Here is a 14,426-nt window from a genome sequence, read left to right as displayed (position 1 = left end):
GGACGGCGCGGGCGAGGGCCTCGCCGTAGACGGTCTGCGGGCCGGGCATGGCGATGTCGAGGCCGCCGGCGAGGGCGCCGGCGGTGGAGCGGGCGGCGGTCCAGTCGGAGACGTTGATCCCGTCGAAGCCCCACTCGCCGCGCAGGACCTCGTTGACCAGGTAGTGGTGCTCGGTCATGGTCGTGCCGTTGACCGTGTTGTAGGCGGTCATGATGCCCCAGGGGTGGGCGTTCTCGACGATCGCCTCGAATGGGGCCAGGTACAGCTCGCGCAGGGCGCGTTCGCTGACGAGGTTGTTCACCGTGAGGCGGTCGGTCTCGGCGTCGTTGGCGACGAAGTGCTTGACGGTGGTGCCGACGCCGCCGGACTGGACGCCCCGGACGTACGCGGCGCCGATCCGTCCCGTGAGGTACGGGTCCTCGCTGTAGGCCTCGAAGTGGCGGCCGCCGAGCGGGGAGCGGTGCAGGTTGACCGTGGGGGCGAGCAGGACGTGGACGCCCTTGCGGCGGGCCTCCTGCGCCAGCAGCACGCCGGCCCGGTGGGCGAGCCCCGGGTCCCAGGTGGCGGCGAGGGCGGTCGGTGAGGGCAGGGCGACGGACGGGTCGTCGGCGCTCCAGTGCACCCCGCGGACGCCGATGGGGCCGTCGGACATGACCAGTGAGGCCAGGCCGGCCTCCGGCAGGGCGGGCAGGCTCCACATGTCCTGACCGGCCAGGAGCCGTGTCTTGGCGTCCAGGTCGAGCTTGCCGAGGGCGGCCTCGACCGCCGCCTCGCGCCGTACCTCTGCTGTCTCCGCCACGTCGGCACCTCCACGTCGAAAGCCGCTGGATGTCACCATCGTGCCCGGATTACCTGTGACGCGGTAGGTTTCGTTATCTCCTCGTAATAATGAGCGGTTCGACATGTCGTACGGTGACGCCATGACGGCCAGGACGAGGAGTGAGGAACGGCGCGCGGAGATCGTGCGGGCCGCTCTGGAGGTGATCGCCGAGCGCGGTTACCGGGGGGCGAGCCTGGCCGCGGTCGCCGAGCGGGTCGGGCTCACCCAGCAGGGGCTGCTGCACCACTTCCCGACCAAGGAGGCACTGCTGGTCGCGGTGCTCCAGGACCGGGACCGCTGGGACGCGATGCCCGCGGGGCGGCTGCGTCTGGACCTGCTGGCCTCGCTCGTCGAGTACAACGCGATGCGGCCCGCCCTCATCCAGACCTTCTCGGCGCTGCTCGGCGAGAGCGTCACGGAGGAGCATCCGGCGCGGACGTACTTCACGGAGCGCTATGTCGGGGCGCGCGCCGGCATGGCCGAGGCGCTGCGCGCCGAGTACGGTGACCGGCTGCCCAGCGGCCTCACCCCCGAGCGGGCGGCACCGCTCCTCGTGGCGGTCCTGGACGGGCTGCAGTACCAGTGGCTGCTGGACCCGGAGTCGGTCGACATGGCGTCCGCGTTCCGGGACTTCCTGACGCTGCTGGGCGAGAACGAGGACTGACCTAGCGGCCGGGGACGGCCGCCACGACCTCCACCTCGACGAGGGCCTCCGGGCGGAAGAGCCTGGAGACCTCGAAGGTCATGCTGGTCGGCGGGGTGCCGGTGAGGAACCGCCGTCGCACGGTGCCGTATTCGTCCAGCTTCGAGATGTCGGTCAGGTACGTGCGGATGCTGATCACGTCGGCCAGGGTGGCGCCGTGTGCCTCCAGCAGCGCGGCGAGGGTCTCGAAGACGCCCCGGGTCTGCTCGGCGAGGGTGTCGCCCTCGGCGATCTGGCCGGAGACGAACAACAGGGCGCTGCCGTCGGCGTGTTCGACGCGGGCGACCTGGGAGTAGTACGGGCTGAGGGGCTGCGGTGCGGAGGCGGGGTTGTCCAGCGTGATCTGCATGCCGTCGACGCTAGGCGGGGTGCTGATGATGCGACAAGCGAATGTTTAGCATGGCCGCCATGCCGTACACGCATGGCGCGACACCCGACCTCTCGACCGTCTGGCTGCGGGCCTTCCTGGAGGTCGCCCGGCACGGCTCGTTCACCGGCGCCGCACGGACACTCGGCTGGACGCAGTCGGCGGTGTCCCGCCAAGTGGCCTCGCTGGAGGCGGCGTTGGGCGGCGGCCCGCTCTTCGACCGGCTGCCGCGCGGGGTCCGGCTGACGGAGGCGGGGCGGCTCCTGATGCCGTACGCCGAGACCGTCGCCACCGCGCTGCACGACGCCCGGCGCGACCTCGACGCCCTGCGCGAGGCGGCCGGCGGACGGCTCCGGTTCGGCGCCTTCGCGACCGCCGACGCGGCCCTGGTGCCGCACGCCCTGGCCCGCTTCCGCGCCCGCCACCCCCGGGTCCGCGTCACCCGCGAGGAGGGCTTCACCCCCGCCCTGCTGGACCGGCTGACGGCCGGTCACCTGGACCTGGCGATCGTGTCCACGACCGGCCGCGCCCCGCTGGGCACGTACGCGCTGCACCACCTCCTCGACGAGCCGCTGTACGTCGCCGTCCCCGCCGGACATCCGCTCGCCGGTCACGTGGGCCCGGTGCCGCTCGGCCGGTTCGCCGACGCCGACTGGATCTGCGGCAGCGCGCGGCCCGAGGGCACCCTGCTGGACGCGGCCCTGCGCCAGGGCTTCCGCCCGCGTGTCGCACACGTCGTCGGCGAGTGGACCGCCAAGCAGGGCTACGTCGCCGCCGGGCTCGGTGTGACGCTCGTGCCGGCGCTCGCCGCCGGGGCCGTCCGTGCGGACATCAGGCTGCTGCGGGTGCTCGACGAGGGCGCCCCGGCCCGGGCGGTGTACGCGGCGACCGTGCGGGGGCGGTCCCTGACCCCGGCGGCCGTGGCCTTCCTGGGGGCCGTACGGGAAGCGGCGGCGGCCGTCCCCGCCTGATCGGCGCGCGAGCCCCACCCATGGCGTGGACCACTCCCGTCACGCGATACTGCGCCCGTCCGGCACCACTGACCGCACCCCACTGCGACGGAAGGCCCGAACTCCCTTGAATTCCCTGCGTATCCGGATAGGCGTCCTCGGTCTGGCCCTGCTGACCGGCTTCAGCGCCCCGACGGCCGCGAGCGCCGCCGAGGCGGCCCCCTCCGCCACCGTCGAGGAGCGGCGGCTCGACCGAGCCGTCCCTCAGGAGATCCTGCGACGTTCCGGATTCGACACCGTCGCCCCGAGGTTCGCCCGGGCGCTCGCCGAGGCCCGTTCCTACGCGCAGGCGCGCCGGGCGGTCGTACGCGAGGGAACGGAGCTGTGGCGGCGGGCCGTCGACCGGGCGCAGGGGCGTGGTCCCGCCGGCGGAGACGTCAGCCGGGACGACGACCGGCCGCTGTACTGGGCGCGGCTCGGCATGACGCGTGAAGTGCGCGTCTGGGAGCCGGAGTTCGGCCTGACGGACGGGCAGCGGGCCGCGCTGCTGGACGTACTGGAACGCACCTCTCGCGGTCAGACGGGCATCGGCTACTCCCACGGCAAGGGCCTGAAGCGGATCCTGGTCACCGGCTTCGACCCGTTCACCCTGGACCGGGACATCCGTATCTCCAACCCGTCCGGCGCCACCGCGCTCGCCCTCGACGGCACCGTGATCGAGACGGCGGACGGCCCGGCCCGGATCGAGACGGCCGTGTTCCCGGTGCGCTGGCAGGACTTCACGCAGGGCACGGTGGAGCGGACGCTGCGGCCGTATCTGCCGGAGGTCGACCTGTTCACGACCGTGAGCCAGGGCCGGGTGGGGCGGTTCGACGTCGAGCGGACCAACGGGGCCTGGCGGGGAGGCTTCGCCGACAACGACACCATCGGCCGCACGGAGACGATCCCCGTCACCGACCCGGCCTCGCAGCCGCAGTGGACGACGACCACGCTGCCGTACCGGGCGATCGTCGCCGCGGACACCGGTCGTTTCCCGGTGTACGACAACACCGGCGTCACGGAGATCCCGGCGGGCGGCACCGAGCCCGTCGTGCGCCCGGAGGGCCCGACTCCCGGCTCGACCGCTCGCGCGGGCGGCGGCGGTGACTACCTCTCCAACGAGATCGCCTACCGGGCGACGCTGCTGCGGGACCGGCTGGGGCTGCACGACAGGCTGCCGGGCGGCCATGTGCACACGCCCGTGCTCCAGTTCGGCGCGGGGAACACCACCGAGGTCACCGACCCGGAGTTCGTGCGGAACCGGCTGGACATCATCGCGCAGGTGAGGACGATCCTGAGGGTGGCTGCGGAGGAGTCGTGACGGCCCCGTCGCCCTCCGCGCCGTCCTCCCGGATCTCCTCGCCCAGCAGGTCGCGCGCCATGAGGGTGGCGCCGGCGACCGCGCCCGGCATCAGGAACACCGCGACGAACGGAACCAGGAAGGCCACGGCCAGCGGCGTGCCGAAGCCCCAGACCAGGGTCTTGCGGGAGCGGAGCAGGCCGAGGCGGGTGCGCAGTTCGACGCCGCGGCGCTGGAGGGCGACGGCGGTCAGTTCCTCGGTGAGGAAGAACCCGGTGACGAAGAACCCGATCACCGGTACGGCCGTCTGGCCGACGACGGGGATGAAACCGCACGCGAACAGCAGCACGCCCCACAGGGCGGCCCGGACAACGATCCGCAGGCTGTCCCGGGCGGAGATCCACAGCTCCCGCCAGAGCGGCAGGCCGGACTCGGGGGCGTGGCCGTCCGGGGACACGTCCCGGTCGACCTTCTCGGAGAGGTTCTCGTAGAAGGGCTGCCCGATCAGCAGGGTCACCGCGGTGAACGTCACGACGGCGAGGAGCAGGGCGAGGGCGAACAGCACGGCGGTCAGGAAGCCCCGGAAGAGCCCGGGCCACGGGCTCGACCAGCCGTCGGCGAACGGGGTCGCCCAGGCGACGGCGTCCTCGCCCCACAGCGCCAGCGCGACGAGCGCCGCCGCGTACAGGACGAGGGTGATCAGGCCCGGGAGCAGCCCGAAGCCGTAACTCCTGCCGTGCCGGGCCACCCACCGCTGGCCCTTCAGCAGGTAACGGAAACCCACCCCGAGATCGCTCATGGGAAAACCCTATCGGGGCAGGCGGGGCCACTCCCCGACAGGGCCGTACGGGTCACCGGTGACACCAAGGCGGCCTTGTTGCCGTTGAGTCGAACCGGTACACCTCGCCGTACCGATCTCAGGAAGCCCCGGAGGAGGTACGCGTGCGCACCACGAGAACCGTTCCTGCGAGACCTGTACTGATCGTCACCCTCACCCTCGCCACGGCGGGTTCGCTCCTGCTCGGCCCCGACGCCGCCGGCGCGGACCCGAAGCCCGTCACCCGCGAGGGCGCGGCCGTGGACGACCGCGCGGCCGAGGCTCCCGCGAGCGCGGCCCGGCGGGCCCTGGCCGCTCCCGAGGAGACCTCCACCGGCACGGCCGTCCGCGGCTACCCGCGCCGCCAGGTCCTCTCCCCCGACCCGGAGAACCCGGGCGACAAGTCCCTGAAGCTGGGCCTCACCCCGTACCACGCGATCGCCCCGAAGCTGAACGCCCTGCAACGCCTCGGCGACCGGGTCAGCGTGGAGGTGACCGGCCGCTCGGCCGGCGGCCACCGCCTCTACCTCGTCACCGTCACCGCCCCGGAGACCACCCGACAGGCCCGCGCCCAGGAGCGCATGCGCGAACTGATCGAGAACGCGCCCGCGACGGCCGCCAAGTCCCGCGAGATCAAGCGCGGTTACAAGACCCCGGTCTTCGTCAACAGCAACATCCACGGCAACGAGTGGGAGGGCACGGACGCCTCCCTGAAGACCGTCGAGCGGCTCGCGACCGCCAAGGACGCCCAGACCCGCGACCTCCTCGCCCACAGCCGCCTGTACTTCAACATCACGGCCAACCCGGACGGCCGGATCGCCGGCACCCGCGCCAACGCGAACGGCTTCGACCTGAACCGCGACTTCGTCACCGCCTCCCAGCCCGAGACCCGCGCGATGCGGCGGATCGAGCTCGACAAGCAGCCGGCGGTCCTGCTCGACCTGCACGGCTACGTCAACGGCACCCTCATCGAGCCCACCACTCCCCCGCACGGCGAGAACTACGAGTACGACCTGTTCCTGAAGAACAGCTACGCCAACGCCCTCGGCATGGAGTCCGCCGTCAACGCCCTCGGCTACACGCCCGCGAAGGACGGCGTCGAACCGGCCCAGATCCCGTTCCGCGACCAGGAGGAGGGCTGGGACGACTGGCCGCCGATCTTCACCCCGCAGTACGCGGCCTTCCACGGCACGGTCGCCGCGCACACGGTGGAGATCCCGCTGGCGGTGAACAACGAGGAGTACGACGACCTGCCCGTCCGGGAGCTGCGCCGCCGCTCGGCGGTCAACACGGCCGTGGCGGGCGCGGCGATCCGCGCGACCCTGAACCACGTCCGGGAGCACCGCACCACGCTCGTCGCCGACCAGATCGAGGTCTTCCGCCGCGGCGCGGCCGGCGCCCCGCAGGTGCCGGTGTCACCGGAGACGGTCCCCGGCGTCCCCGGCATCGGCCCGGAGGACGTCTACACGACCACGTTCCCGCGCGCCTACGTCATCCCGCCGGGCGGCTCCCGCACTCAGCGCTCGGCCCCGGCAGCGGCCCGCCTCGTCGACCACCTCCTCGCCAACGACGTCCGCGTCACCCGCGCCACGCGCCCCTTCCGGCTCGCGGGACGGACGTATCCCGAGGGCTCGTACGTCGTCGACCTGCACCAGCCCAAGCGCGGCATGGCGAACGTGCTGCTGGCCGACGGGCGGGACATCAGCGGCAAGGTGTCGGTGATGTACGACATCTCGGGCTGGAGCCTGGGCCGCCTGTGGGGCGCCACGGTCGAGCGGGTGCCGTCGGGCACCCTGCGGGGTGCGCCCCTGCGCCCGGTCACCGGGGCCGCGCCGGTCGCCCGGGTGCCCGCTCACGGCAACCTGCGCCTGCGGCTGACCGACCCGCGCGAGGTCGCGGCCCTCAACTCCCTTCTCCAGCAGGGAGTTTCGGTACGCCAGGGGCCGGACGGCAGCGCGATCGTCCCGGCGTCGGCCCGCCGCGCGGCGGTGGCGGCCGCCCGTACGCACGACGTCTCCTTCGCGGCCACACGGCTCACCGGCGGCACGCCCCTGCACCGCCTCCGGGTCGCCGCCGCCGTCACGCCGGGTGAGCTGTTCGCCCTGCGGGAGATGAACTTCGACGTCACGCCGGTCTCGACGGCCGCTTTGAACGCGGGCTTCGACTGGTTGGGCACGGACGTGCTGTTCGTGTCCGCCGGCCTGGACCACGCCGCCCTGACCGCCTCCGCCCGCAGGGCCCTCGACGCCTTCCTCGACGACCACGGCCTGGTCGGCAGGGGCGCGACGGGAGCGGCCCTGAACGCGGCGGCGGGCCGGCTGGCCGTGACGCCGGTCGAGGGCAACACGGACGCGAACGGCGTCGTCCGGACGGAGAACACCGGCCGCGTCACGCACGGCGCTCCCGCGCACGCCTTCGTCTACGCCCCGCTGTGGTTCACCGGCCTCGGTCCCGGCGTGCGCGTGGAACAGTCGTACGCGACCGGGAATTCGCTCCTCTCCGGACACTGGCGCCCGCTGCCGGACGGCACCGGCGGTCCCGCGGCGGCAGCGGGACAAGCCTCGGTGGTCAGCGGCGGCCGGACGGTCCTGTTCGGCACCGAACCACTGTTCCGGGACCACCCCAAGGGGGAATTCCCGCAGGTGGCGAGGGCATTGTTCACAGTGGCACACAGCGGTTCAGTTGAGGAGAGCGGATGACGCAGGAGATCCACGGCACGGTGGCCGACGGCTTCGAGGGGGTGCGCGAGGAGTTCGCCGCGTTCGTGGCCGGGGAGCGCCCCGACTACGAGGGCCAGCTGTGCGCCTACGTCCACGGGCGCAGGGTCGTCGACCTGTGGGCGGGGACCGACGCGGACGCCCTCTACGGCGTGTTCTCGTCCACCAAGGGCGCCGCCTACCTGGTCGTGGCTCTCCTCGTCCAGGACGGCACGCTCGAACTGGACCGCAAAGTCACGTACTACTGGCCGGAGTTCTCGGCCGAGGGCAAGGGCGCCCTGACCCTGCGCGACCTGCTCGCGCACCGGGCGGGTGTGGTCGGCACGGACACCGGCTTCACCCTCGCGGAACTGGCCGACGACCGCCAGCTCGCCGAACGCCTCGCGGACCAGCGGCCGTTCTGGCGCCCCGGCACGGCGTTCGGCTATCACGCGATGGTCAGCGGCGCCCTGGCCGGCGAGGTCGTGCGCCGCGCCACGGGCCGCACGCTCCAGGAGATCTACCAGGAGCGGATCCGCACCCCGTACGCCCTGGACTTCCACCTCGGCCTGCCCGCGCCCCACGAGCCGCGCTTCCGCACCACCCAGCCGATGGCCCCGACCCCGGACCAGCAGGCCCTCCTCGACGCCACGCCCACGGGTCCGCACACGCTCGACTCGATCGCCTTCAACCGCCACGCCACGGAACCCACCGACCTCGCCTCGCTGCCCAACATGCCGCTGGTCCGCGCCAAGGGCCCGGCCTCGGTGGGCGGAGTGGCGTCCGCGCGGGGCCTGGCCGGGATGTACGCGGCGGCGATCAGCGAGGTGGGCGAGCAGGCGCCGCTGCTGAAGCCGGACACGGTGGCGGAGTTCGGCCAGATCCACTCGGTGGGCTACGACCTGGTGGCACGTGCCCACAAGGCGTTCGGACTCGGCTTCCAGATCACGGCCGACATGACACACCCGTTCCTCGGTGCCGGGACGATCGGGCACAGCGGCGCGAGCGGCTCACAGGCCTTCGCGGACCCGTGGAGCGGCCTGGCGTACGGCTACACACGCCGCCGTTTCGCCTTCCCGGGCGGCGCGGCCCCGGAGAACAACCGCCTGGCCCAGGCGATCCACACGGCGGCGCTCGCCCTCTGAGGCCCGGGCACGGGCGGAGGCCGCACCCCACGTCCAAGGGTGCGGCCTCCGCGTACGCAACGACCGGGGTCAGACCAGGGTCACGGGGTGTCAGAGCTTGACGATCATCTTCCCCGTGTTGTCGCCGCGCAGCACACCCAGGAACGCCTCGAGGTTGTTCTCGATGCCCTCGACGACGGTCTCCCGGTACTTCAGCTCACCGGAGGCGACCCAGGGGGCGACCTCCTGCACGAACTGCGGCTGAAGGTCGTAGTGGTCACCGACCAGGAAGCCCTCGATACGGCCGCGGGTCTGGATCAGGCGGGCGAGGTTCCGCGGGCCCGGGGCGGGCTCGGTGTTGTTGTACACGGAGATCATCCCGCAGACGGCGATCCGCCCGCCCTCGTTGAGGGAGCCGATGGCGGCCTCCAGGTGGTCACCACCGACGTTGTCGAAGTACACGTCGATCCCTTCGGGGGCCGCGTCACGCAGCTGCTTGCTCACGGGGCCGTCCTTGTAGTTGAAGGCGGCGTCGAAGCCGTACTCGTCGACGAGCAGCTTCACCTTCTCCGCCGACCCGGCGGACCCGATGACCCGCGAGGCGCCCTTCAGCTTGGCGAGCTGCCCGACCTGGCCGCCCACGGCACCGGCGGCACCGGACACGAAGACGGTGTCGCCCTCCTTGAAGGCGGCCGTGCGCAGCAGCCCCGCGTAGGCGGTGAGGCCGGTCATGCCCAGCACGCCGAGGTACGTCGACAGCGGCGCGGCGTCCGGGTCCACCTTCACGGCGTTCTTCGCGGTCACGGCGGCGTACTCGCGCCATCCGAGGAAGTGCAGCACGTGATCGCCCACGGCCAGCCCCTCCACGTCGGAGGCCACGACCTCGCCCACCGCACCGCCCTGCATGACCTTGCCGAGCTCGAACGGGGCGACGTAGGACTTCGCGTCGCTCATCCGGCCGCGCATGTACGGGTCCACGGAGAGGTACTTGTTCCGCACGAGGACCTGCCCCTCACCCGGCTGCGGGAGCTCCGCCTCGACGAAGGCGAAGTCCTCGGGCTTCGGCCAGCCGACGGGGCGGCTGACCAGGTGCCACTCGCGGCTGACGGCGGGGAGGGCGGAGGTGTCGGACATGATGCGCCTTTCCACTGACTCGGTTGGCTCGGTTGGCCCGTTGGCTCTAGGGAAATGTTTCAGTACCTGAAACAACCATGCTCCTGAAAATTTCAGGTTGTCAAATAACCGGGTACCCTCGATTTCATGGCCTCCACCACATCCACCTCCCAGAACAGCCACCGCCCTGATCCGCTGACCCTTGAGGTCGTCGAGCTCATCGGGGAGGTCGTGGCGCGGTTCCACGAGGACTACGAGGAGGCGGCGGCGGAACACGCGCTGACCGGGGCGCAGGCGCGGTTGCTGAGCCTGCTGTGCCTTGAGCCGCTGCCGATGCGGAGGCTTGCGCAGCGGCTGAAGTGCGAGCCGTCGAATGTCACGGGGATCGTGGACCGGCTGGAGGCGCGGGGGCTGGTGGAGCGGCAGCCGGATCCCGCGGACCGGAGGGTGAAGGTGGCGGCGGCGACGCGTGAGGGGCGGCGGGTGGCCCGGAGTCTGCGGGAGTCGCTGCGGTTCGCCCGGGAGCCGTTGGCCGGGCTTTCCGAGGGGGAGAGAGTGGCCCTGCGGAACGCGTTGCGGGGGATGCTGGAGTGAGGCCGGGGTGGTGGCGTCAGGCCAGCTCGCGCAGCGCCTCGCCGAGCGCCGCCACTCCTTCGGCGATGGCCCCCGGCGGGGTGGCCGCGTAGCCGAGGACGAGGCCGGGGCGGCCGGGCAGCTGCCGGTGCCACGACAACGGCTGGCACTTCAGGCCCCGGGTGAGCGCGGCGGCGGCGAGCTCGGTGTCCGGCACCTCCGGCGCATACGTGACGGTCAGGTGCAGGCCGGCCGCCGCGCCGTGCACGACCGCGCCCGGCAGGTGCTCGGCGATGGCATCGATCATCGCGTCGCGGCGCCGCCGGTGACGGCCGCGCAGCAGGTGCAGGTGCCTCTCCAAGTCGCCGGACTCCATCAGCCGGGCGAGCACCAGCTGCGGCAGCACGGCATTGCCCAGGTCGGAGAAGCGTTTCGCGTCGGTCAGCGCGTCGAGGTGGCGGGGCGGCGGTACCACCCAGCCGATCCGCAACGCGGGTGCGAGCAGCTTGGACACGCTGCCCATGTAGCACACCCGGTCGGCCAGCAACGCGCGCAGCGCGGCCACCGGCGGCCGGTCGTAGCGATGCTCCGCGTCGTAGTCGTCCTCCATGATCAGCCCGCCGTCCTTCGCCCAGAGCATCAGCTCGCGGCGGCGCTCGCCACTCGTCACCACGCCGGTGGGGAACTGGTGAGCGGGCGTGAGCAGCACCGCGGGGGCCCCGGTGGCGCGCAGTGCGTCGACGCGCACGCCGGCGTCGTCGACCGGTACCGGTGGGGTGGCCAGGGCCCCGTTCTGCAAGTGCTGACGGGTGCCGAGCGAGCCGGGGTCCTCGACCGCGACGCTGTCGATGCCGTCCGCCCGCAGCACGGGGTGCAGCAGCGTGAGGGCCTGCGCGGTGCCGGCGACGACCAGCACCTCGTCCGGCTCCACCCGGATGCCGCGGCCGGCCGCCAGCCAGGTCGCGACGGCGCGGCGCAGTCGTGGGGCTCCGCGGGGATCGCCGTATCCGAGGTTCTCGGCGGACAGCTCGGCGAGCACGGCCCGTTCGGCGCGCAGCCAGGCCGCGCGGGGGAAGGCGGTGAGGTCGGGCCGGCCGGGGGTGAAGTCGATGCGCGCACGGGCAGCGCGCAGCGCGTCGAAGACCTCGGCACCGGGTTCGCCGGCGAACAGCGTGGCCGGCACCGCACGATCTGCGGTGACGGGCGCCTGGTCCCGGCTCGGCCTGACCCCGCTGGGCGCCGACAGCTGCACGGGAGGTGCCGCGACCACCACCGTCCCACCGCGGCGACGCCCCTCGACATGGCCGTCCTCGGCCAGCCGCCGGTACGCCTCGGTGACCACCCCGCGCGACACGCGCAGTTCGGCGGCCAGCACCCGGGTCGGCGGCAGCCTGCTGCCCACCGCCACCTGGCCGTCGGCTATCGCCTGCCGCAGCCGCCGGGCCAGCCAGTCCGCCTTGCCGCCGACGGGTGCGTCACCGGCGTCGAGCTGCAGGAAATCGGAGCCGTAGGCCGGGGTTCCGCAGTCCGCCGACGCGGCTGCCGTCACGGGTGCGCCGGCCGTCCCGTCCGATCCCTGTCTCCCCTGGCTCACCGGGCCGATGGTGTCATACGCCACCGCGGCTTCTGCGCGCTCGTCAAGGGGCCTGATCGCCAAAGACGAACTCCGGTGCGGACGGGGTGAGAACCCTCGCCGCGGGGTCGGTCGGCCAGTGCGCGGCCAGTTCCTCGGCCACCGTCTTCAACAGCTCGGGCACGACGTCGGCTCCGCCGTCGTGCATGGCCTCCACCACCACCAGGATCCGGTTGGTGCCCTCGCCGACGGCGGAGTGGCCGCTCTGCCGGTTGGTCCAGCGGCGGGCGTGCGCCCGGTCGGCACAGTCGGCGAAGATCACCTCGCCGGGTCGGGGGTGCTCGGTGCCGCCACCGAAGGTCGTGTACTGCTCGTCACCGCGGGCGTGGCGCACCTCCAGCAGAGGGCCGGCGATGCGGTCCGCGTCGAGGACCGCCACCGGCACCGCGTAGGCGACCGAGATCGCGTTGCACAAGTCGACCACCGGATGGATGCGCGGCAGTTCCCCCTCCTTCCTCAGCCGCCGCAGCAGCGACTCCGAGGCGCAGCGGTACTGCGTCGGCTTGAGCCCCATCCGGGAGAACGCCCGCCGCCAGGCCAGCACTTCGGGGAACTCGCCCTCGGGGGAACCGGCCAGCCGCGCCGCGGCACGGGCCGTGTATGCGGCGACGCGCGCGCCTGCATCGGCGGCGGCATCGACGCCGGTGGCCCACAGCGCACCGCCGGCGAGCCCGGGGTGGTCGGACCAGATCGCGTCCGCGTGCCGGAAGCGCATCTCAGCCCACCGCCAGCCACGCGCTCAGGCCCACGAAGCAGGCGGCGAAGCCCCGGCGGATGCCGGTCATCACCCTCGGCCTGGCCAGCACGCGGTGTCGTACGGCGGCGGCGCACATCCCGTACGCGGTGAAGACGACGAAAGTCAGCCCCATGAAGACGGCACTGAGCCGGAGCATCGCTCCGAGGGAGCCGGACTCGTCGGCGGGCACGAACTGCGGCAGGAACGCGACGAAGAACATCGTGAGCTTCGGGTTGAGAAGGTTGACCAGAACCCCGGAAGCGATCACACGGGCCGCCGGCCGCGGCTCGGCCTCCCCCTCGACGGACAGCGCCTCCTTGTCGCGAAGCGTCGCCCACGCCATGTACAGGAGGTAGGCGACCCCGAGGTACTTCACCACCTCGTAGGCGACGACGCTGGTGTGCAGCAGCGCGGCGAGGCCGGTGATCGTCGCCACCAGATGCGGCACGATGCCGAGGGTGCAGCCGAATGCGGCGACCACGCTCGCCCGGCGGCCGTGGGACAACCCGGCAGCCAGGGTGTACACCACCCCGGTGCCGGGGGTGACCACCACGACCAAGGTGGTCAGCAGGAACGCGATGCTCAAGGAGACCTCCGCAAAGTTCAAGGTCCTCCCACCCTGCCTCGGTCATGGTCCGGCGGACAGAGCCAAAGCATGCCGAGTCGACGGGTCCATAAGCTCAGCGCAGCCGGCGCACGCGCAGTACGAGGTCGTGGGTGTGGTGCGCGCCTGCGCCACCGTCGGGTGCCTCGCGTGGCCGTTGTTCGTCCACCTCCACCTCCCAGTCGTCGTCGAGTGCGTCGACGATCGTCGAGGGCCAGACGTAGTCGGCCGGATCGAAGCCGCTGTCGTGCGCCTGCTGGGTGTCCACCCCCGCGTGGTGTACGACGAGCAGCACGCCGCCGGGCGCGACGGCAGCGAGCAGTGCGCGTTCCGCCGCGGCGTCGGGGGTGCGCAGCAAGGCCGGGTACTGGGCGGAAACCAGATCGAAGGAAGCCGGCGGGAGCGCCGCCTTGGTGAGTTCGGCGTGCACCCAGCGAATGGCGAGGCCGGCGTCCCGCGCGTGCCCGGCCGCCCGCTCCAGCGCGACGCCCGAGACCTCGAGCGCGGTCACGTCCCAGCCGCGGCGCGCGAGCCAGACGGCGTCCGCGCCCTCGCCGCAGCCGACATCGAGTACCCGCCCGGGTGTGAGCCCGGCGGCCTCAGCCACGAGCGCACCGTTGGGCCGGCCGCTCCACAACTGCTGTCGGTCGGCGTACCGGTTGTCCCACTCGGCCCGCACCGCGGGGTCTCCGACGTATCCGCCGCCAGGCGAGGGGATTCCGGACGCGGGCGATCCTGCTGCGATGTTGTCGGTCACGGGCCCACCGTCACCCACCGGGTCACGGGTCTGCCACTCCTGTTGCCGGTCCGGCAAACCTTCGGTGGCGATGGATCAAGGACCGATGGCACGAGGCCCCCGCCTCGGCGCTACGCGCACCACCACAGGAAGCGGTTGCAGGTCTTCGTGGGGGACGGCTCCGGCTCCGGAGGCGTCCCCCACGAAGACCTGCA

Annotated in this window: 14 protein-coding genes; 6 read left to right on the top strand and 8 right to left on the bottom strand. The window is 72.7% G+C overall.

Annotation, left to right across the window (positions count from 1 at the left end):
* Positions 1–838, bottom strand: an 838-nt coding sequence (locus CCL05_RS09650; protein ID WP_279629928.1) for a glycoside hydrolase family 3 protein, incomplete at its 3' end; no start/stop codon positions are given.
* A 64-nt stretch (positions 839–902) separates the two neighbouring features.
* Here CCL05_RS09650 and CCL05_RS09645 point away from each other — a divergent pair.
* Positions 903–1,484, top strand: a complete 582-nt coding sequence (locus tag CCL05_RS09645; RefSeq protein WP_086560090.1) for a TetR/AcrR family transcriptional regulator — start codon at positions 903–905, stop codon at positions 1,482–1,484.
* Between the two features lies 1 nt (position 1,485).
* On the opposite strand, the gene CCL05_RS09640 is transcribed toward CCL05_RS09645, so the two are convergent.
* A complete protein-coding gene (locus CCL05_RS09640) occupies positions 1,486–1,872 on the bottom strand; it encodes a RidA family protein (protein WP_086560089.1) in 387 nt (128 codons plus the stop codon).
* A gap of 50 nt (positions 1,873–1,922) precedes the next feature.
* Here CCL05_RS09640 and CCL05_RS09635 point away from each other — a divergent pair, with 50 nt between their 5' ends.
* Both CCL05_RS09635 and CCL05_RS09630 read left to right on the top strand, forming a co-directional pair.
* Positions 1,923–2,861, top strand: a complete 939-nt coding sequence (locus CCL05_RS09635) for a LysR family transcriptional regulator (RefSeq protein WP_086560088.1) — start codon at positions 1,923–1,925, stop codon at positions 2,859–2,861.
* 106 nt (positions 2,862–2,967) lie between these two features.
* A complete protein-coding gene (locus tag CCL05_RS09630) occupies positions 2,968–4,200 on the top strand; it encodes a pyroglutamyl-peptidase I (RefSeq protein WP_086560087.1) in 1,233 nt (410 codons plus the stop codon).
* Here the strand turns inward: CCL05_RS09630 and CCL05_RS09625 are convergent.
* On the bottom strand, positions 4,151–4,978 hold the full coding sequence (locus tag CCL05_RS09625) for an EI24 domain-containing protein (protein WP_086560086.1): 828 nt from the start codon (positions 4,976–4,978) through the stop codon (positions 4,151–4,153). The genes CCL05_RS09630 and CCL05_RS09625 overlap by 50 nt on opposite strands.
* Positions 4,979–5,121: 143 nt before the next feature.
* On the opposite strand from CCL05_RS09625, the gene CCL05_RS09620 reads away from it, so the two are divergent.
* A complete protein-coding gene (locus CCL05_RS09620) occupies positions 5,122–7,695 on the top strand; it encodes a M14 family zinc carboxypeptidase (RefSeq protein ID WP_086560085.1) in 2,574 nt (857 codons plus the stop codon).
* Positions 7,692–8,837, top strand: a complete 1,146-nt coding sequence (locus tag CCL05_RS09615) for a serine hydrolase domain-containing protein (protein WP_086560084.1) — start codon at positions 7,692–7,694, stop codon at positions 8,835–8,837. Before CCL05_RS09620 ends, CCL05_RS09615 begins: the two co-directional genes overlap by 4 nt.
* A gap of 90 nt (positions 8,838–8,927) precedes the next feature.
* Here CCL05_RS09615 and CCL05_RS09610 read toward each other — a convergent pair whose 3' ends face one another.
* Positions 8,928–9,950 carry an NADP-dependent oxidoreductase gene (locus CCL05_RS09610; protein ID WP_086560083.1) on the bottom strand — a complete coding sequence of 341 codons (1,023 nt, stop codon included), beginning with the start codon at positions 9,948–9,950 and terminating at the stop codon, positions 8,928–8,930.
* A gap of 126 nt (positions 9,951–10,076) precedes the next feature.
* Between CCL05_RS09610 and CCL05_RS09605 the strand changes: the two genes are divergently transcribed.
* Positions 10,077–10,523, top strand: coding sequence for a MarR family winged helix-turn-helix transcriptional regulator (locus tag CCL05_RS09605; protein WP_086560082.1), 447 nt, complete (start codon positions 10,077–10,079; stop codon positions 10,521–10,523).
* 16 nt (positions 10,524–10,539) lie between these two features.
* Here CCL05_RS09605 and pdxR read toward each other — a convergent pair whose 3' ends face one another.
* The 4 genes from pdxR to CCL05_RS09585 all read right to left on the bottom strand — a co-directional run bounded on the left by pdxR (position 10,540) and on the right by CCL05_RS09585 (position 14,232).
* Positions 10,540–12,051: a MocR-like pyridoxine biosynthesis transcription factor PdxR gene (pdxR, locus tag CCL05_RS09600; RefSeq protein ID WP_244204221.1), complete on the bottom strand. Its 1,512-nt coding sequence runs from the start codon at positions 12,049–12,051 to the stop codon at positions 10,540–10,542.
* Positions 12,052–12,139: 88 nt separating this feature from the next.
* On the bottom strand, positions 12,140–12,850 hold the full coding sequence (locus CCL05_RS09595) for a B3/B4 domain-containing protein (RefSeq protein ID WP_086560080.1): 711 nt from the start codon (positions 12,848–12,850) through the stop codon (positions 12,140–12,142).
* Position 12,851: 1 nt separating this feature from the next.
* A complete protein-coding gene (locus CCL05_RS09590) occupies positions 12,852–13,457 on the bottom strand; it encodes a LysE family translocator (protein ID WP_086560079.1) in 606 nt (201 codons plus the stop codon).
* A 94-nt stretch (positions 13,458–13,551) separates the two neighbouring features.
* Entirely contained in the window at positions 13,552–14,232 is a 681-nt protein-coding gene (locus CCL05_RS09585; protein WP_086560091.1) for a class I SAM-dependent methyltransferase, read from the bottom strand.
* Positions 14,233–14,426: the final 194 nt, after the last annotated feature.

Origin of the sequence: Streptomyces africanus (assembly GCF_002150735.1) — a bacterium.
Lineage (GTDB): Bacteria > Actinomycetota > Actinomycetes > Streptomycetales > Streptomycetaceae > Streptomyces > Streptomyces africanus.
This window is presented reverse-complemented; position numbering and strand designations above follow the sequence as displayed.

Bases quoted from the DNA above. Each gene is read 5' to 3' on its own strand.
- CCL05_RS09645 (WP_086560090.1), top strand. From the start codon at position 903: ATGTCGTACGGTGACGCCATGACGGCCAGGACGAGGAGTGAGGAACGG.
- CCL05_RS09640 (WP_086560089.1), bottom strand. From the start codon at position 1,872: ATGCAGATCACGCTGGACAACCCCGCCTCCGCACCGCAGCCCCTCAGC.
- CCL05_RS09635 (WP_086560088.1), top strand. From the start codon at position 1,923: ATGGCCGCCATGCCGTACACGCATGGCGCGACACCCGACCTCTCGACC.
- CCL05_RS09625 (WP_086560086.1), bottom strand. From the start codon at position 4,978: ATGAGCGATCTCGGGGTGGGTTTCCGTTACCTGCTGAAGGGCCAGCGG.
- CCL05_RS09615 (WP_086560084.1), top strand. From the start codon at position 7,692: ATGACGCAGGAGATCCACGGCACGGTGGCCGACGGCTTCGAGGGGGTG.
- CCL05_RS09610 (WP_086560083.1), bottom strand. From the start codon at position 9,950: ATGTCCGACACCTCCGCCCTCCCCGCCGTCAGCCGCGAGTGGCACCTG.
- CCL05_RS09605 (WP_086560082.1), top strand. From the start codon at position 10,077: ATGGCCTCCACCACATCCACCTCCCAGAACAGCCACCGCCCTGATCCG.
- CCL05_RS09595 (WP_086560080.1), bottom strand. From the start codon at position 12,850: ATGCGCTTCCGGCACGCGGACGCGATCTGGTCCGACCACCCCGGGCTC.